At 45.5% G+C, this 18,715-nt stretch carries 17 protein-coding genes; 12 read left to right on the top strand and 5 right to left on the bottom strand.

What is annotated here, in order from left to right; genetic code table 11:
- Positions 1-41: 41 nt before the first annotated feature.
- The 8 genes from miaA (at position 42) to FE785_RS06555 (ending at position 8,290) form a co-directional block, all read left to right on the top strand.
- Positions 42-1,007, top strand: a complete 966-nt coding sequence (gene miaA, locus FE785_RS06590) for a tRNA (adenosine(37)-N6)-dimethylallyltransferase MiaA (protein WP_138564993.1) — start codon at positions 42-44, stop codon at positions 1,005-1,007.
- 321 nt (positions 1,008-1,328) lie between these two features.
- Positions 1,329-1,595 (top strand): RNA chaperone Hfq, encoded by a 267-nt coding sequence (gene hfq / locus FE785_RS06585; RefSeq protein ID WP_238696228.1) that lies wholly within the window; start codon positions 1,329-1,331, stop codon positions 1,593-1,595.
- A 181-nt stretch (positions 1,596-1,776) separates the two neighbouring features.
- Positions 1,777-3,087 carry a ribosome rescue GTPase HflX gene (gene hflX / locus FE785_RS06580; protein ID WP_138564992.1) on the top strand — a complete coding sequence of 437 codons (1,311 nt, stop codon included), beginning with the start codon at positions 1,777-1,779 and terminating at the stop codon, positions 3,085-3,087.
- A gap of 255 nt (positions 3,088-3,342) precedes the next feature.
- On the top strand, positions 3,343-4,587 hold the full coding sequence (hflK, locus tag FE785_RS06575) for an FtsH protease activity modulator HflK (protein ID WP_138564991.1): 1,245 nt from the start codon (positions 3,343-3,345) through the stop codon (positions 4,585-4,587).
- Positions 4,587-5,444 (top strand): protease modulator HflC, encoded by an 858-nt coding sequence (hflC, locus tag FE785_RS06570; RefSeq protein ID WP_138564990.1) that lies wholly within the window; start codon positions 4,587-4,589, stop codon positions 5,442-5,444. Before hflK ends, hflC begins: the two co-directional genes overlap by 1 nt.
- Before the next feature lie 55 nt (positions 5,445-5,499).
- Positions 5,500-5,691 carry a DUF2065 domain-containing protein gene (locus FE785_RS06565; RefSeq protein WP_138564989.1) on the top strand — a complete coding sequence of 64 codons (192 nt, stop codon included), beginning with the start codon at positions 5,500-5,502 and terminating at the stop codon, positions 5,689-5,691.
- 62 nt (positions 5,692-5,753) lie between these two features.
- The gene (locus FE785_RS06560) at positions 5,754-6,923 is read left to right on the top strand and encodes an ATP phosphoribosyltransferase regulatory subunit (protein ID WP_138564988.1); all 1,170 of its coding nucleotides are present in this window, start codon (positions 5,754-5,756) and stop codon (positions 6,921-6,923) included.
- A gap of 47 nt (positions 6,924-6,970) precedes the next feature.
- The gene (locus FE785_RS06555; protein ID WP_138564987.1) at positions 6,971-8,290 is read left to right on the top strand and encodes an adenylosuccinate synthase; all 1,320 of its coding nucleotides are present in this window, start codon (positions 6,971-6,973) and stop codon (positions 8,288-8,290) included.
- Positions 8,291-8,347: 57 nt separating this feature from the next.
- Here FE785_RS06555 and FE785_RS06550 read toward each other — a convergent pair whose 3' ends face one another.
- On the bottom strand, positions 8,348-8,737 hold the full coding sequence (locus tag FE785_RS06550; protein WP_138564986.1) for a response regulator: 390 nt from the start codon (positions 8,735-8,737) through the stop codon (positions 8,348-8,350).
- A 244-nt stretch (positions 8,738-8,981) separates the two neighbouring features.
- Between FE785_RS06550 and FE785_RS06545 the strand changes: the two genes are divergently transcribed.
- Positions 8,982-10,886, top strand: a complete 1,905-nt coding sequence (locus tag FE785_RS06545; RefSeq protein ID WP_138564985.1) for a SurA N-terminal domain-containing protein — start codon at positions 8,982-8,984, stop codon at positions 10,884-10,886.
- Positions 10,887-10,985: 99 nt separating this feature from the next.
- On the opposite strand, the gene FE785_RS06540 is transcribed toward FE785_RS06545, so the two are convergent.
- The 4 genes from FE785_RS06540 to FE785_RS06525 form a co-directional block, all read right to left on the bottom strand.
- Entirely contained in the window at positions 10,986-11,255 is a 270-nt protein-coding gene (locus FE785_RS06540) for a cupin domain-containing protein (protein WP_202978287.1), read from the bottom strand.
- A 30-nt stretch (positions 11,256-11,285) separates the two neighbouring features.
- The gene (gene hflD, locus FE785_RS06535) at positions 11,286-11,954 is read right to left on the bottom strand and encodes a high frequency lysogenization protein HflD (protein ID WP_138564984.1); all 669 of its coding nucleotides are present in this window, start codon (positions 11,952-11,954) and stop codon (positions 11,286-11,288) included.
- Positions 11,955-12,002: 48 nt separating this feature from the next.
- A complete protein-coding gene (gene mnmA, locus FE785_RS06530; RefSeq protein WP_138564983.1) occupies positions 12,003-13,124 on the bottom strand; it encodes a tRNA 2-thiouridine(34) synthase MnmA in 1,122 nt (373 codons plus the stop codon).
- Between the two features lie 159 nt (positions 13,125-13,283).
- Positions 13,284-13,847 carry an rRNA large subunit pseudouridine synthase E gene (locus tag FE785_RS06525; protein WP_138564982.1) on the bottom strand — a complete coding sequence of 188 codons (564 nt, stop codon included), beginning with the start codon at positions 13,845-13,847 and terminating at the stop codon, positions 13,284-13,286.
- Between the two features lie 241 nt (positions 13,848-14,088).
- On the opposite strand from FE785_RS06525, the gene FE785_RS06520 reads away from it, so the two are divergent.
- From FE785_RS06520 to FE785_RS06510, 3 genes are all read left to right on the top strand, one after another.
- On the top strand, positions 14,089-16,314 hold the full coding sequence (locus FE785_RS06520) for an NADP-dependent isocitrate dehydrogenase (protein ID WP_138564981.1): 2,226 nt from the start codon (positions 14,089-14,091) through the stop codon (positions 16,312-16,314).
- 198 nt (positions 16,315-16,512) lie between these two features.
- Positions 16,513-16,797 (top strand): DUF4242 domain-containing protein, encoded by a 285-nt coding sequence (locus tag FE785_RS06515; RefSeq protein WP_138564980.1) that lies wholly within the window; start codon positions 16,513-16,515, stop codon positions 16,795-16,797.
- A 1,033-nt stretch (positions 16,798-17,830) separates the two neighbouring features.
- On the top strand, positions 17,831-18,706 hold the full coding sequence (locus FE785_RS06510; RefSeq protein WP_138564979.1) for a DMT family transporter: 876 nt from the start codon (positions 17,831-17,833) through the stop codon (positions 18,704-18,706).
- The last annotated feature ends 9 nt before the right edge of the window (positions 18,707-18,715 follow it).

Raw genomic sequence — 18,715 nt, 5'->3', positions numbered from 1 at the left:
TCCGGTTCTTTGCGGTATCTTAATTGATAGATAGAGTTATTATGAATGAGTTGCTCGAGCAATTGATTGCTCAACGAAAATGTCTTGCCATTATGGGCCCGACCGCCTCGGGTAAGACCCAGCTAGCGATGTTGCTGGCGAAACAGTTGCCGGTTGAAATCATTAGTGTTGATTCGGCACTGATTTATCGTCAGATGGATATAGGAACCGCTAAGCCGAGTGCGGCTGAGTTGGTGGCGGTACCGCATCATTTGATAAACACGCATGATGCCAGTGAGTCCTATTCGGCATCTGAATTTGTCGATGATGTGAAACGCTTAGTGGACGAAATCTATCAGCGTAATCGTCTGCCGTTATTGGTTGGCGGAACCATGATGTATTTCAATGCGTTGCAGCAGGGTATGTCGGACTTACCTTCAGCGGATGAATCGGTGCGCGAAGGGTTGCAGCGGCAGTGGCAAGAAAACCCGCAAAGTCTGCACCAACGTCTGCAGCAGGTTGATCCCGAATCGGCTGAACGCATTCACCCTAATGACCCGCAACGTTTGATTCGTGCCATAGAAGTGTATGAGGTTACCGGCAAATCCTTAACCGAATTTCGCCGGCAGCCGAAAAAAGGTTTGCCGGATTTTACCTTGTTGAAAGTGGCATTGATTCCAGAGGATCGCGCTAATCTGCATAAGCAGATTGAGAAGCGTTTTCTGGCGATGTTGGAAAACGGTTTTTTGCAAGAAGTCAAAGCGCTTTATGAACGCGGTGACCTGAATGCGGATATGACTTCGATTCGCAGTGTCGGTTATCGTCAAGCCTGGTCTTTTATAGAGGCCGAGTACGATTATGAAACCTTTATTCATAAAGGAGTGGTGGCAACACGGCAGCTGGCCAAACGCCAGTTGACTTGGTTGCGTAAAGAAAGCGGTATGTTGCAAATCGATCCGTACCAAACCACGCCCGAACAGCGTGTCGAGAAAACCATGGCGTTGTTAGAGCGGTCTATTGGCGAGTAACCAGGGTAACGGATTAAGTAGCCAAGAGGTTGGGCGGCAAGATGTGTTTAATGGTAACTAAGTGTTTATAAGGTTTTGCTTATTTGTAAATAAAACTAATTGATAAAACAAAAAATGCTTACTGTGGTATGCTCTTCGCTTAATAGTTGCTCAATTCATAATGGTATTAGTTAAAGCCTGATTTAACGGCTTGTTACAGTGGTGCTATATTGATTTGGCAAAGCCGGTAAGAGGGGTTATCGGTCAAGTTCAGTTGTTGTCTGCTAGGGGAGAGCAATGGCTGATAAATATAAAATAAAATGACAAAAAATAGGAATGATCATGGAGAATAAAAAAGTGGCTAAAGCACTGCCGATTCAGGACCCATATTTGAACGCGTTGCGTAAAGAACGCATCAGTGTTTCGATTTATTTGGTTAATGGTGTGAAGCTACAGGGTAAAGTCGACTCTTTTGACCAGTTCGTTGTCTTGTTGCGCAGCAATGTAACGCAGATGGTTTATAAGCACGCTATTTCAACTATTGTTCCGATGCGTGATCCAAAACCTTATGAAACTGGCGGAGATGATTCCGCTGAAGCCGAAGCATAATTGCAATAGGCTTTCGAATCATATTGATTCCGAAAACAATTATAAAAGTTTTGTTTTGTCGTTGAATTCTCTGTTTGATGACAACTAAAGCAATAATAATTCCTTGGGTTGATTTCACTTCGCTTATAAATTTGTTAAAGTGCGCGCCAGTTTGACTATAGGATGGTGTTAGAAAACCCAAATGGAATTATTTGATCGCCTTGAACGGCGTGAGCTGGAGCGTGCTGTTCTGGTTCATGTTGATTTTCATAATGAATCTGACCGTGAAGAACTCGATGAGTTTTATGAACTGGTTGATTCTGCCGGTGCGGAAATCTGCACTCTTCTCACCACAAAACGGCAAACTGCCGACTCCAAATATTTTATCGGTAAAGGTAAGGCCGAAGAAGTTAAACAGGCCGTAGCGCTTTATGAAGCCGATGTCGTTATTGTTAATCATGCCCTGTCTCCCGCGCAGGAACGCAATTTGTCTCAACTGGTGGAGTGTCAGGTTCTAGACCGTGTCGGTCTGATTCTGGATATCTTCGCCCAGCGTGCGCGTTCCCATGAAGGGAAGTTGCAGGTTGAGCTGGCACAGTTAAAGCGTATGGCGACACGACTGGTAAAAGGTTGGAGCCATTTGGATAGGCAAGGTGGTATCGGTGCGCGCGGTCCGGGTGAAACCCAGTTGGAAACCGACCGTCGTTTGGTACAAGGCCGTATCAAACAGCTTGAAGCCAAAATCGAGCGCGTTAGAAAACAGCGTGATTTGGGTAGGCGTTCGCGGAAACGCTCAGAGCTGCCGACCATTACCATTGTGGGCTACACCAATGCCGGCAAATCAACTCTGTTTAATTTTATGACTTCGGCCGGAGTCTACGCCGAAGACCGTCTTTTTGCGACGCTTGATTCGACCTTGCGTCGTGTTCATTTGCCGGGTGCAGGGCCTGTTATTTTTGCCGATACGGTCGGTTTTATCCGCCATATCCCGCATGATTTGGTGACCGCATTTCGTTCTACCTTGGAAGAAACCAGTGAAGCAAGTCTATTGATCCATTTGGTCGATGCGGCCGATGTGCATCGCGATGAAAAAATGGCGGACGTTTATGAGGTTATCGATGAGGTCGGGGCCACCGATGTTCCGCAGTTGGTGGTGTTTAATAAAATCGATCTGCTTGAACCGGCAGTAGATCCAAAGATCGATTATGATGAAAACGGTGTTGCTCAGCGGGTTTGGCTTTCGGCTCAGCAAGGTTTGGGTGTCGATCTGTTGATGGAAGCGGTCGGGTCTTTTTTCAAAGGCCAGTTTATTAAGGTTAAGTTGGTGCTTGATGTTGCCGCCGGAAAACAGCGCGCTCAGCTTTATGAGTTGGGCACAATCGTTGAAGAAGGTTTTGATGAACAAGGCAATAGTTGTTTTACCATGATTTTGAGTGATCAGGAGTGGGAGAGTATCCGCGATTGGCCGCAGCTGCTTTCAACACAGTTGATTGAAGCTGATTTAGCCCACTAAAATAAAGGTTATCAAGTCTTAATGGCGCTCTGTAAAGAATTAAAAATAATGGTTATTTATCGAGCAAAGCTCATCAATCCCTGATAGGGCAAGGCTTTGTTGGTCATAATACGCATTAGCAGAGCTATAAAGCCGTTTAATAGGTGACTTTTGCCTCTTTAAACTCTAAAATAAGCGAAAGATTTTCAATATTAGAATATTGCATCAATAAATGTTCTAATCCTAACCAATGTGAAAGCAATGGAGTAAAGATTAATGGCTTGGAATGAACCAGGTAAGTCGGGACAAGATCCTTGGGGTAACTCAGGTGGCGGTTCCGGTGGTAATGGTAATGACCCTAAACCACCAAAAAAATCCAATAATGACGATATTGATGAGTTACTGAAAAAAGCGCAAAGCATCTTAGGTGGTGCTGGCAGCAAGTTCGGTAATAACAGTGGTGGCGGATTAGGTGGTATCGGTGGTACGGTAATTTTTGCAGTCATTTTTGTTGTCTGGATGCTTTCCGGTATCTATATCGTCGACCCTGCCGAGCGTGGTGTTGTTACCCGCTTTGGTGCTTTTGTCGAAGAGACCAAAGCCGGACCGCACTGGCACTTGCCTTACCCGATCGAAACCGTACGTGTTGTTAACGTAGACCAGATCCGTACCGCGGAGATTGGTTACCGTTCTGATACGCGTAACCGTGCTGGTAATGTGCCGAATGAATCTTTGATGTTGACCAAAGACGAAAATATCGTTGATTTGAAAATCGCGGTGCAATATCAAATCGAGAGTGCCAACCAATACCTGTTCGATGTTTCCGATCCAGATCAGACATTGCGTTCCGTGGTGGAAAGTGCGTTGCGTGAAGTGGTTGGGCAGAGCACGATGGACTTTGTCTTGACCGAAGGTCGTAACGAAGTCGTGGCTCGTGTTCAGGAGCTGTCGCAAGAACGTCTAAATACCTACAGCACCGGTTTAATGATCACCAGTGTGAACTTGCAGGATGCTCAGCCACCAGAACAGGTTCAGTCTGCATTTGCTGATGTCGTTAAGGCGCGTGAGGATCGCGAGCGTTTGATTAACGAAGCGGAAGCCTATGCGAATGACATTTTGCCTAAGGCACGTGGTAAAGCGGCCCGTGAATTGGAAGAAGCCAGCGCTTATCACGATCGTGTGATTGCTCAGGCGCGAGGCGAAGCGGCGCGTTTCAGCAGTATTTTGGTGGAATACCAAAAGGCACCGGAAGTAACTCGTAAACGTCTGTATATCGATGCGGTATCTGAAGTGCTAGGTAAGACCAGTAAAGTATTTGTCGGCTCTGACAGCAGCAATAACCTGCTTTATTTGCCATTGGACAAAATGGTTAATCAAAACCAGGTGAGTGTCCCTTTTAAGGTTGAAGCCAATACTCAGTCAAATCCTGCAACAGGAACCAGCAACAGTTCGACAACCAATAGCTCAAGCAATAGTCGTCCGAATATTCGTGAATACTTAAGAAATAGGGAGCTACGTTAATGAAATCATTACTTTCCATTTTTGTGGCGGCCGTTTTATTTATCGGTAGTAGCTCAGTTTATACGGTGAACCAGTGGGAAACCGGTGTGGTTTTACGTCTTGGTGAAATCGTCAAGGCGGATGTTGAACCGGGTCTTCACTTTAAAACACCGTTTATTAACAATGTACGCAAATTCGATTCACGTCTACAAACATTGGATTCCGCGGCAGAGCGTTTCTTGACCAGTGAAAAGAAAAACCTTGAGGTGGATTCGTTTGTTAAATGGCGTATTAAGGATGTTGAAAAGTTCTATACCACTATGAACGGGGATAATCGTTTAGCGGGTATGCGTTTAGGTCAGATTGTTAAAGATGGTCTGCGTGCGGAATTCGGTAACCGTACCGTTAAGGAAGTTATTTCCGGTGAGCGTGTTGAGATTGCACAGAAAATCAAAAACACAACCGCTAAAGCGGCGGATTCTTTCGGTATTGAAATCGAAGACGTTCGTATCAAGCGTATCGATCTAGCCAAAGATGTTAGTGAATCGGTTTATCGTCGAATGGAAGCCGAGCGTAATCGTGTTGCCAAGGACTTGCGTTCAAAAGGTTCAGAGGCTGCTGAGAAGATTCGCGCCGATGCCGACCGTCAGCGTGTGGTAATTTTGGCAGAGGCTTATTCCGAAGCTGAGATCTTGCGCGGTAAAGGTGATGCCCAAGCGGCTGATATCTACGCTAAGGCTTATAACAAAGATGCCGAGTTCTATGGTTTCTATCATAGTATCAACGCTTATCAGACAGCCTTCAAAGATAAGTCGGATGTTTTATTGGTGGATCCTAAGTCTGACTTCTTCCACTACTTCAACGATTCGACAAAATAAGTCGTTAACTTAATTAAATTAATCAAGGTGGGGCATCCCACCTTTTTTGTGGCCTATGTTTGAATCAACTTTGATCGCAGCCATCGCGCTGGTTTTTATCCTCGAAGGGTTGCTGCCCTTTGCGTTTCCCGATCTTTGGCGCAAGATTATGGCGCAAGCCATTCTACTGTCGGAGCGCGAGTTACGTAAAATGGGATTGATTTCCATTGTGATTGGTCTGGCTCTGCTGCTATTTTTTAGTGAATAGCGGCAAGTTGATTTATAATAACGAGTCCAACTGATATCAATAAACAAAAAGAAGCTTTTAACATGCAACAATCTACGTGGTTTACGCCCGAAGGTTTAGAAGACCTCCTTCCTCCACAAGCCCAGAAATTGGAACTTTATCGTCGTAAATTAATCGATGGTTTTGAATTGTCCGGTTTTGATTTGGTTTTACCGCCAATCGCTGAATTCACTGACTCATTATTGACCGGTACTGCTGGGCATATGGCCGTGGAAACTTGTCGTTTTACCGACCAGGAAAGTGGACGTATGATGGGGGTTCGTTCTGATATGACGCCTCAGGTTGCGCGTATTGTCAGCAACCGTTTAAAAGCGGAAGGTATCTCTCGCCTGTGTTATGTCGGTGAAGTATTAAAGACACGCAATAATAAGGCGAAAGGTTCGCGTAGCCCGATTCAAGTCGGTGCCGAGCTGTTTGGTCATAACGGTGTGGAAAGCGATATTGAAATTATCGAGTTGATGCTGGAAAGCATGCAGACTCTGGCTCTTCCTGATATCAAAATGAGCTTGGGTCATATCCGTATCGTCACCGAGCTATTAGATCAAGCCGGTGTAACCGGTGCCAAGCGTGCAGCCTTGATTGATATTCTTGAGCGTAAAGCGATTCCTGAGTACGAGGCTTTTGTCGCCGAAATGAATTTAGCTGCCGCTTTACAGGAAAAGTTCAATGCATTGATTCATCTATGTGGTGATGCGCAAGCCGTGTTGACACAAGCCGCTAGCTTATTAACCGGTACCAGTGATGCGGTCGATGCGGCATTGGCTGATTTGGCCTCAATTGTCGCGGCAGTGGAAGTTAACCAGGGTGTGGCGGTACATTTGGATATTGCCGATATGCGCGGTTATCAGTACCACACGGGGGTGATTTTTGCCGCTTATAGCGGTGGGACTTTACAGCCGATGGCAATGGGTGGACGTTATGACAATATCGGTGAAGTGTTCGGTTTAGCACTACCTGCCACCGGTTTCAGTTTGGATCTGCGTTCCGCTTTGGATCTATTGCCTGAAGTGCCGTTGAATATTCAAGGTACTATCCATGCGCCGGCGCAAGCGAATGCCGAATTGAGCAAAGCGATTGCGCACTATAAGTCGCAAGGATACAGAGTCGTAAAATCTTTTGACCTGCCAAGCCTGCCTTCTGGTAGCCAAGTTTTGGTTGAAGAAAATAACCAATGGATTTTGAAGAAGGCCTGAGTTTCAGGTATCTCAAATTAATTTAGTGATTTGTTAAGAAGTATTTTATGTCAAAACGAAATATTGTAGTCGTTGGTACCCAGTGGGGTGATGAAGGTAAAGGCAAGATTGTTGACTTGCTGACGGATCGCGTAGCCGCAGTGGTACGCTTCCAAGGTGGTCACAATGCTGGTCATACCCTGGTTATCGACGGTCAAAAAACGGTATTACACCTAATTCCATCAGGCATTTTGCGTGAAGATGTTCAGTGTTTTATCGGTAATGGTGTGGTGTTAGCACCAGACGCTTTAGAAAAGGAAGTCGGTCAGTTGGAAGCAACCGGCTTACAGGTTCAGAGCCGTCTGAAAATCAGCGATGCGTGTCCATTGATTTTGGATTATCACGTGGCTTTGGATCAGGCCCGTGAAATTGCTCGCGGCAATAAAGCGATCGGAACGACAGGTCGCGGTATCGGACCGGCTTATGAAGATAAGGTTGCGCGCCGCGGCTTACGTGCCGGTGACTTTAAGGATATGGATCAGTTCAAGGAAAAATTGGCTGAAATCCTCACATATCACAACTATATGTTGGAAAACTTCTATCAGGTTAAGCCGGTGGACTTCGATCAGCTTTGGGACAAGTGTCAGCGTTACGCGAAAATGATCGTGCCGATGTTGGCTGACATTCCGAACTTGATTGCCGAATTCAATAACGACGGCAAGAGCCTGATGTTCGAAGGCGCGCAAGGGACTCTGTTGGATATCGATCAGGGGACTTACCCTTATGTAACATCGTCGAATACGACTGCCGGTGGTGCGGGGCCTGGTGCAGGTATCGGGCCAACCGATATCGATTATGTGTTAGGGATTACCAAAGCCTATGCGACACGCGTTGGCGGTGGCCCTTTCCCGACTGAGCTTTGTTATGACTGCGATGCTGATGAAGGGGATGCGATTGGTAAAGAGCTGGGTACACGTGGTCATGAATTCGGTGCCACAACCGGTCGTCAGCGTCGTTGTGGTTGGTTTGATGCGGTGGCTTTACGCCGTTCGGCACAGATCAACGGCTTGACCGGTATGTGTCTGACTAAGCTTGATGTTATGGACGAGTTGGCTGAAGTTAAGATTTGCGTGTCTTACAATAAAGACGGTCAAACCTTGTTGCTACCACCATCAAGTGCAGATGAATACGAAAGCTGTGAACCAAACTATGTGACCATGCCTGGTTGGCAGACATCAACCGTAGGTATTGAATCATGGGAGGCGTTGCCGCAGCAGGCCAAGGACTATATCAAGTTCTTGGAAGAGCAGGTTGGTGTTCCGGTTTCTATTTTATCGACCGGTCCGGATCGTGCAGAAACATTGGTGATCAATGACCCATTTGCTTAATCTAAGCGCTTGATTGACCATTTAAAAAGCCCTCTTAAACGAGGGTTTTTTTGTTTTTTAAGCATCGCTGTTTTTGTTAAGCAGTGTAGTCAGGCATTGCTCGATGAGATCGGGCTTAAAAGGCTTGATAATGAATCCATCAGCGCCCAGTTTTTTACCTTGCTGACGGTAATCCGGGTTTTCTTCGGCACTCATCAATAACACCGGCGTTTTTTTATAATTGGGCAGTTGACGAATCTTGGAGAGCAGTTCCAAGCCAGTCATATTGGGCATATTGATGTCACTGATAATAATGTCGAACCGCTGTTGTTGCATAATCTCCAGAGCGGACAGGCCATTATCGACGCATTCAATGGCATAGTTTTCAGGCAGAGAAAGCTTGAGCACGCGATGCATATAACGGGCGTCATCAACATAAAGCAGTTTTTTACAGGCGGGTTTTGACATAGTGACAAGCTTACTAAGTATTTTGACCAGACCTCTATTCTATGCAGAATTGGGTGCAATTAACAATAGACGTTTGCAATGGATGATTATGAACAAAAAAGAATTGTCCAGACAGTCAATGCAATGAATTCTGACAAGAGTTTTACTCTCTACAAAATATTGCGCAAAAGAGCTGAAACACAAGGCATTGCTTGGTATTATAGGAATCTATTTTTTATAGCTATCTGGAAACAAAGGAAACCTCATGTTACAAGCTATTCGTGATCAGGCTCAAGGCTGGATTGCTTGGGTGATTGTCGGATTAATCGTTCTTACTTTTGCGCTATTTGGTATCGACCAATATGCTCGTGGTGATAAAGCGGTGGTAGTTGCCGAAGTTAATGGTGAAGATATCTCTGCAACTCAGTTCGTTAATCTATACAACCGACAACAACAGCGTCTTCAGCAGCAGTTTGGCGATCTCTATGATCAGGTGGTGAAAGATGAGGAATTACGAGATCAGGTGTTGGATGCGTTAATCGAAGCTGAAGAGATTCGTCAATGGGCGGCTGATAACGGTATGGTAATCAGTGATGAACAGTTGGCTGCCGCGATCCATGCCGCCGATGTGTTTCAGGACAAAGGTCAGTTCTCACAAAAGCTATATGAAGAAGTGCTGTTAAGAAACGGCTACAACATCGCACGTTTTGAAATGGAACAGCGTAAATTCCTATCGGAATCGCAATATCGTAATTTGACACTGGCATCATCTTTCGCGACTTCGACCGAAGTCGATCAGCTAGCCGCTCTTCAGGGGCAGCAGCGTAATATCAATTACCTGCGTGTTGATCAGCGTCCTTTCCTAAAAACAGTAACCGTGAGTGATCAGCAGGTTGCAGATTACTATCAGGCAAATACACAAAGTTATATCGAACCGGAAAAGGTGTCGATCGACTATATCGAATTGTCGCAGAAAAAATTGGCGCAAAACATCGAAACCAATGAAGAAGTACTAAAAGGTTTCTATGAAGAGCACAAGGCGCAGTTTACTTTACCGGAAAAGCGTCAGGCCAAACACATCTTGATTACCGTTGATGCCAATACCGATGCAGCCGATGCGGCGGCAATGCAAATCGTAGAAGAAGTTCAGGCAAAATTGGCTCAAGGTGAAAAGTTCGAAGAGCTCGCCAAGACCTATTCTAAGGATCCAGGTTCGGCACCGGCCGGTGGTGATTTGGGGACTTTCGAACAGGGAATGATGGTGCCTGAATTTGATGAAGCCGTTTTCTCAATGAAGGTTGGCGATATCAGCGAACCGGTACGCACCGAATTTGGTTATCACCTGATCAAGTTGGAAAGCATTACCGCTAAACAGTCTCAGCCTTATGAGCAGGTTAAGTCTGATGTTAAGGAACAATACCAGTCATTAGAAGCGGAACGTCAGTATTTCGAACTATTGGAACAGTTGAATACGGTTGCCTATGAGCAATCAGACAGTCTGGAGCCGGCTGCGGATGCCATCGGTGTGAAAGTGGAAACTTCGGAACTGTTCAGTCGCCAGGGTGGCGCGGGTGATGTTTTGAGCAATACCAAAGTGATCAATACCGCTTTTTCAGAAGAGGTGTTAAAGTCGCGTTTGAATTCGACATCAATCGATTTGGGTAATAATCGTGCCGTGGTGATTCGTGTCAACAACCATCAGGCCGAGCGTCAGAAGCAGTTGGATGAAGTGTCTGCCAGCATTAAAGATGATCTGACACGTGAAGCGGCTATCGAAGAAGCGTCAAAATTAGGTGCTGAGATCATGGAAAAACTGGCTGCGGGCGAACAGCCGGAGTCCTTTATGAAAGACGGCGTTGAATGGCACACAGTTGGTTGGGTGAACCGTAATTCGCAAAACCTTTTACCGCAGATGATTTCCGAAGCTTTCAAGGCGCCGAAACCGGTTGATGGCAAGCCAACCTGGCAAGATTTCAAGCTGGCTACAGGTGATACCATTTTAATGCAGGTTAGCGAAGTGAAGACCGAAGCGTTAACGGATGAACAGAAAGCACCGTTAAACGATGCGTTTGCGGAATTGACCGCTGGTGCCGAATTGGCCGCGCGTTTGAAGAGCCTAAAGGAAAACTCTGAAGTGGTCAAAAAAGCGGTTTATAAAACCGTTAAATAAACGCTTTTATAAAGCAAACAAAAAAAAGGCTAGCCGCAGATTTTCGGCTAGCCTTTTTTATTGTCTTCAAAAAGCTGAGCGCTTAAAAAACAACGCCGTTTAAAAGAAGTTGTAGTGTTTGCGGATCGCCTGGTGAATATCCCAAGTGCATGACATGCCGTTAGGGAAAGTGACCAAGTCGCCTGCCTTGATCTCGACGCTTTCACCGTTGTCGGCGGTCACAGTCACGTGACCTTCGAGGATATAGCAAGTCTCATTGGCATCATAAGTCCATGGGAATTTGGAGACTTCCTTTTCCCAAATAGGCCAGTCGAAGATGCCTTGTCGCTGTAGCTCGGCATCACTAGGTTGGTGAATGACTTCAATCATAATAATCAATCCTCTATTAGATCTGATTTGTTAATGCTTTTTAAAATAGCTGTCATCGTCACTATTATCAGGGCGATGCATAGCTTGCGCGCTCTGCAAATACTTTTTACGAGCCCAAAGCAATCCCCAGCGCGAGCCGCCGACCTGATACCAAAGTAATGCGGAGCGAATCCCAGCCAATAACAGAGTGCGAATCTTATTGGCGACACGGTTGTTCTGCAGATGGCCGTGTTGACCATTGACCATAATGCGTGGTGACATTGGGCTGATATTTTCGGCATAGGCGCGAGCCATGGTGGCAATGACATTCTCATGGAATTCACCAAATTGCTCGGTTTGTGCTTTCGCGGTTTCTAGAGTATTAAAGATACGATTGAGGGCTTCACCATCGTCTTTGATTTTTTTCGCCAACACCATCAGGTTGAGTACATAACGGGTAATTTCGATATTACGGTTCTGTACGGCTTGGTCGGTACTCATCTGTGACAGCAGGGTATTAACCCCCATTTGCAGATTTTGAATATCGCCGCCATAGACATCGATTGTCTGTTGCGGGTTTTCCACAAATAAAGTATTGATGCTGGTCGCATAGCTCAAATCATCGGTACGACCGGTGGTGGCTAATTCATAAACCATTTGCGCACATTGATAGATGCCGACCAAGGCCAGTGTTTTATCCTGTTGGCTGTATTCACTCATAAAAATTCAAACCTAAAAATTTGCTAATTATCTTAGTTTAAAGAGACCTTAAAGGCGTTCATCAAGATTATGTAGGCGCTGTTCGATGATGCCGCCGCCGAGGCAATCTTCGCCATCATAAAAGACCACCGATTGTCCCGGTGCTATAGCCGTTTGCGCTTCATCAAATTGCACGACGACCTTTCCGTTTTCGTTTTCGATAATCTGACAAGGTTGTTCTTCCTGGCGATAGCGAATTTTTGCTTTCAAAGGTGTATTCAAAGCCGGGCACTGACCCGATACCCAGTCCAGAGTATTGGCAATCAGAATAGAGTGTTGCAGCAGCGGGTGGTTTTTACCTTGTACCGCCACCAAGCGGTTATTGACAAGATCCTTATCTGCCGCATACCACGGTGAATTATCCTTGCCGTGACCACCGCCAATTCCCAGACCTTTGCGCTGTCCCAAAGTGTGGTACATCAAACCGTCATGGCGGCCGATCACTGCGCCTTTATCGTCGACGATATCACCGGGCTGAGCCGGAATGAACTGCTGTAAAAAATCCTTGAATTTACGTTCACCGATAAAGCAAATGCCGGTACTGTCTTTCTTATCATGAGTGATAAAGCCGGCTTCTTCTGCCAAGCGGCGTACTTCGGGTTTTTCCAGCTCGCCGACAGGGAATAACGATTTTTGTAACTGATGTTGCTGCAAGGTGTAAAGGAAATAACTTTGGTCTTTATTGTCGTCCAATCCTTTTAGAAGGTGACATTGACCGTTTTCATCGCGCATCACTCGTGTGTAATGGCCGGTGGCAATATAGTCAGCACCTAGCTCCATGGCATGTTGCAGAAAGGCTTTGAATTTGACTTCTTTGTTGCACAGAATATCCGGGTTTGGTGTGCGACCGGCTTTGTATTCGGCTAAAAAGTGTTCAAAAACGTTGTCCCAATATTGCTGCGAGAAGTTTTCGATATGCACGGCAATATCGAGTTTTTCGGCAACGGCCATCACATCTTTCAAATCTTCGGCAGCCGGACAATAGTCTTCGGTATCGTCACCTTCCCAGTTTTTCATAAACAGGCCTTCTACATCGTACCCTTGCTGTTTAAGCAGTAAGGCCGCAACCGATGAATCGACGCCGCCGGATAGTCCGACAATGACTTTGATATTTGAATTATCCTGAGACATAAACTTCCACTTCAAAAGCAGCAAACCGGTTTTGCTTAAAGCCCGAAGGCACCGATTGGCTGATAAAAAATCTATTAAAAATTGATAGTGATTATTCTACCAGACTCTGCAAAATCGCACGAACACTATGCTCGGCAAAATAGGCATCGGGAGAGGGGGTTACAACGTCAGATTATCCAGCAGAAGGCTTTCACCCAAGCCTAGGTCGGCGAGTTTCCAAGGGCCGATTTGGGTACGGATCAACCTTAGTGTGGGAAAGCCGACCGCTGCTGTCATGCGGCGAACCTGACGGTTTTTACCTTCGCTGATAGTCAGCTCAATCCAACTGGTGGGAATGTTTTTACGTTGCCGAATCGGCGGATTGCGCTCCCATAACCAGCGCGGTTCGTTGACGATACGCGCTTTGGCCGGTCGAGTAAGACCGTCTTTGAGTTCAACGCCTTTACTCAGCTGTTGAATCGCTTTTTTATCAATCGCGCCCTCAACCTGAACCAGATAGGTTTTCGCCTGTTTGTTATTCGGGTTGGCGATCTGTTGCTGCAGCTTGCCGTCATCGGTCAATAGCAATAGCCCTTCAGAATCCCGATCTAAACGTCCGGCGGCATAAAAACCCGGCTGATCGATATAATCGGCGAGAGTCTCTCGCTCATTTTTAAACTGCGCCTCATCGGTAAACTGACAGAGTACATTGAAAGGTTTATTGAAGAGCAAAACTTTTGACATAGGGGATCCAAAAACACCGGGGGCAAATTAACTTTGAATGAACTATCAGACACTTAAGGCAAATCACCATTTTCTAAGTTGACGATGAACGCTGTGCAAAGCGATTGTTATCACCATTTATCTTGTTTTATTTAGCGCTTTTGGCTTTGTACCGCTGCATGCTGGTGATAAAATAGCAATCATTCTTTGAGTGCGTATTCTAGCACTTTCAAATTCAGTCTTCACAATACGGGAAATTGTAATGTCAGAAAATTCAAAAATTATCTATACGCTTACCGATGAAGCGCCAATGTTGGCAACTTACTCATTTTTGCCAATGGTTCAGGCTTTTACCAAAGCTGCCGATGTTGCCGTTGAAACACGAGACATCTCTCTGGCTGGACGCATTCTTGCCAATTTCCCGCAATATTTAAAAGAAGATCAGCGTATTGGCGATGCCTTGAGCGAATTGGGTGAAATGGCGAAGATGCCGGAAACGAATATTATCAAGCTGCCGAATATCTCGGCTTCGATCCCTCAGTTGAGTGCTGCGATTAAAGAGCTGCAAGCTCACGGCTATATGGTTCCAGACTATCCGGCCAACCCGACTAATGATGAAGAACAGGCAATTAAAGCCGCTTATGCCAAGGTATTGGGCTCAGCGGTAAACCCGGTATTACGTGAAGGTAATTCTGACCGTCGCGCCCCTTTGTCGGTAAAAAACTACGCAAAGAAAAACCCGCACTCAATGGGAGAATGGTCAAAAGAGTCCAAATCACACGTTGCTCATATGACAGAAGGTGATTTTTACGGTTCGGAAAAATCTCTGACTATGGCCGAGGCCGATACCTTTAAAATCGAATTCGTTGCCGAAGACGGATCGGTTAAAGAGTTAAAAGCCACAGCGCCGTTATTGCAGGGTGAAGTATTGGATGCGTCGGTAATGAGCCAGTCGGCTTTGCGTGCGTTTCTGAAACAAGCTATCGCCGATGCCAAAGAGCAAGGTGTGTTGTTCTCGTTGCACATGAAAGCGACCATGATGAAAGTATCTGATCCGATTATTTTCGGTACAGCGGTGGCGGTGTTTTTTGAAGAGGTATTCGCCAAACATGCCGACGCTTTGGCGAAGGCTGGTGTAAACGTCAACAACGGTTTGGGGGATGTGTTTGCCAAGATTGCCACTTTGGATGATGCCAAACGTGCGGAAATTGAGGCCGATCTGCAAGCGGCGATGGCAAACGGTCCGGACATGGCGATGGTCGATTCCGATAAAGGCATCACCAACCTGCATGTACCATCGGATGTGATTATCGATGCCTCTATGCCGGCAATGATCCGTAACTCCGGCCAGATGTGGAATAAGGATGGCAAGACCCAAGATACCATGGCGGTCATTCCGGATCGTTGTTATGCCAGCGTCTATGAAGAAACCATCCGTTTCTGTAAACACTACGGTGCCTTCGATCCGACTACGATGGGAACGGTGCCAAACGTTGGTTTGATGGCGCAAAAAGCCGAAGAGTACGGTTCACACGATAAAACTTTCCAAGCCGAAGCGAGTGGAACTATCCGCGCGGTTAACAGCAAAGGGGAAACCATGCTTGAGCAGCCGGTCGAAGCCGGTGATATCTTCCGTATGTGTCAGACCAAAGATGCGCCGATTCAGGACTGGGTCAAACTGGCGGTGACTCGTGCCCGAGCCACCGGTTCTCCGGCCGTATTCTGGCTCGATGCCGAACGTGCCCATGACCATGAGTTGATCAATAAGGTGAACGATTACCTGTCTCACCATGATGTGTCTGGTCTGGAAATCCATATTATGGCGCCGGCAGAGGCGACACGTTTCACCTTGCGTCACGTTAAAGACGGTAAGGAAGTTATTTCGGTAACCGGTAATGTATTACGTGATTATCTGACTGACTTGTTCCCGATTTTGGAATTGGGTACTTCAGCGAAGATGTTGTCGATTGTGCCGCTGATGAATGGTGGTGGTTTGTTTGAAACCGGTGCCGGCGGTTCGGCGCCTAAACACGTACAGCAGTTGCTATCTGAAAACTATCTGCGTTGGGATTCATTAGGTGAGTTCCTGGCATTGGCGGTATCGCTGGAACATTTGGCCACCACATTCGATAACGCCAAAGCACAGGTCTTGGCGGAAACACTAGATCGTGCCACCGGTAAATTATTGGATAACAATAAATCGCCATCTCGTAAAGTCGGTGAAATAGATAACCGTGGGAGCCACTTCTATTTGACGATGTACTGGGCACAGGAATTGGCGGCACAAGACAAGGATGCCGAACTAAAAGCGCGCTTTACACCGGTTGCCGAAGCCATGACCAGCAATGAAGACAAGATCGTTGGCGAACTTAACGAAGTGCAAGGTAGTGCGGTTGAGATTGGTGGTTATTATCAGCCTAATGCTGACCTGGCCGCTAAAGTGATGCGTCCAAGCGCAACTTTAAATGCGATTATCGATGCGATCTAAAACTTAATTTAGAAATTAATTAAGTCCTTAAAAGCCTGAAAGAGTTAGTCTTTTGCGGGCTTTTTTTATATCGAATGATTATTTCTTTGGATAGCCAACTAGAAAAAATACCTATAACGATTAAAAGTTCACTTGAGTGGCTAAGCGTATAATGAAAAGGGCAGTATTTTGACTCCTACTCAACCAAAGGAGGAAATTATGCCAAGATATGTTATTGAAAGAAATGTTCCCGGAATTGGTTCGTCGAACCACGAGGAGCTTTGTGGTGCCGCTTCAGAATCGAATAAGGTGCTTGCTGAAATGAAAGCGGAGCGAAAAAATATTCAGTGGGAGCATTCCTATGCAACCGATGATAAAACGTTCTGTGTCTATTTGGCGGAAAATGAAGAGTTAATCCATGAGCACGCAAAAAGAAGTGGTTTTCCAGTAGAACGGATATTTGAAGTTAAGACTATTATTGATCCTGTGACAGGTGAAGGATGATATTCTGCTTTGAAATCAAAGCTTATCAATCAAGCCCATAGAAGTTTTCTTTTATGGTTTTTTTGTATCTTAAATTTCAATTTCGCTTTGCGATTATTTCTAATCGAGTTTTCACTTTTTATATTTATTTAGACTTTCGGTTAACTTTATTTTTATAGGTTTAACTCAATAATGAATATTAAAAAAGTGATTAAGTTTAAGTGTAAGGTTAAGGTTAAGTCATTGCTTTATCTTATCGTTTTACTACTAGCGGGAGATCATGGAGATAGTTGAAAATCATGAGTGTTTCATGTTGAGAAGCCATTTTGAACTTTCGTATATCCTTGGATTGTTCTATCAGGCTTCTCGTTACTATTTTTGCTTGCCCAAAAATAGTAACCACAAAAAGGGCACCCTGCTGACACTTTCTATTTCACTAAGCTTGTCTGCTCAAATTCCCGAACTCACTGCGCAAGCTTCGTTCGGACAGCGAAAATTTTTGACCGCATCCTTCGCTAAGTGAAATCAAGAAAGCTTACAAAAGGGACCTGTTACGCGCACGCCATTTTGGTACAAAGTAATTCATTTCACCGTAAGTTTTATTTAAATAGGAAGTTAATGGATTTAAGAAAAGTGACTTTGACACCAAAAATCCCTTTGGAATAAATAGTGCAGAGTTCTTAACGAAGTGAACGATCTAGGTGCCCCTTGAGGGTAGAAAAAATCCTGCTGTTCGAGCGTAGCGAGTTCAGGAATTTCTCGTCTCTCCGCTTCGCTACAGCCGAGTTCTTCGTTTCAGTGAATAAGTTTAGAACCTGCCTATTTATGGAGCAGGGTGTCTTTTTTTGCTTACTTTCTCGGCTCTTCGCCGAGTTCGTTGTTTGTTGGACAAGCAACAAAGTAAGGGTAAGCCCAATAGATAAATACAGAGGGAGTAGCTAAGTTTTTAGGGGCTTCGCAATTATTCTCTAAGTAAGTCGTTTTGTTCTGATGTATTCATCTCTAGTTTATTTTAAAGTAGGCATAGTTACTTAATCTTATTTAGGGCTGTGAATTGTCTAGTTTTCGTCTGATTTTTATTACTTCTATCGCCATGCTCGCCTTTGCCGCCAACTCGGTATTGTGCCGTGTGGCTTTGGACAATACCGCGATTGATGCCGCGAGCTTTACTATGATTCGTTTGTTTTCGGGTGCGGTAATGTTGCTATTGTTATTGATCTGGCAACTATCACGAAACAACGAAAACAACGGTATTAAAGCACTGTTTGCAAACGGTAGCTGGTGGGGCGCATTGGCTTTGTTTAGTTATGCGGCGGCATTTTCGTTTGCTTATATCGAGCTCACCGCTGCTACCGGGGCTTTATTGCTGTTTGGAGTGGTGCAGTTGTCGATGATCGCTTATGGATTCAGTCAGGGCGAGCGTTTTAGTTTATTACAGTGGTTAGGCTTGTTGTTAGCGATTGCTGGCCTATTGATTTTATTGTTACCCGGCGTTGAATCACCACCTTGGCATGCAGCGTTATTAATGGTGTTTGCCGGTATGGCGTGGGGCGTTTATTCTTTATTGGGCGCTCGCAGCAAAGTACCGCCATTAGCACAAACGAGTGGTAATTTTTTACGTGCCGTGCCATTTGCGTTAGTTTTGTTATCGCTAACAGCTGGGCAGCTGAATTGGGATGCTCAAGGTGTAATCTATGCGATAGCCTCCGGTGCGATCGCTTCGGGTATGGGCTATGCCGTTTGGTATCTGGCGTTGCCATGGTTGAAATCCAGCCATGCCGCGACCATTCAATTAAGTGTACCGGTCATCACCGCCTTAGGTGGATGGCTGCTATTATCAGAATCACTAACGTGGAGTTTCTGGCTGGCATCGGTTTGTGTTTTGGGTGGTATCGCTTTGGTTATTTGGTTTAAATCGAAAAGTCTTTAAGGCTCTTTT

Origin of the sequence: Thiomicrorhabdus sediminis (genome assembly GCF_005885815.1) — a bacterium.
In the GTDB taxonomy this organism is placed as follows: Bacteria; Pseudomonadota; Gammaproteobacteria; order Thiomicrospirales; family Thiomicrospiraceae; genus Thiomicrorhabdus; species Thiomicrorhabdus sediminis.
The sequence above is the reverse complement of the archived record's forward strand: the minus strand, read 5'-3'. Positions and strand labels throughout refer to the sequence as shown.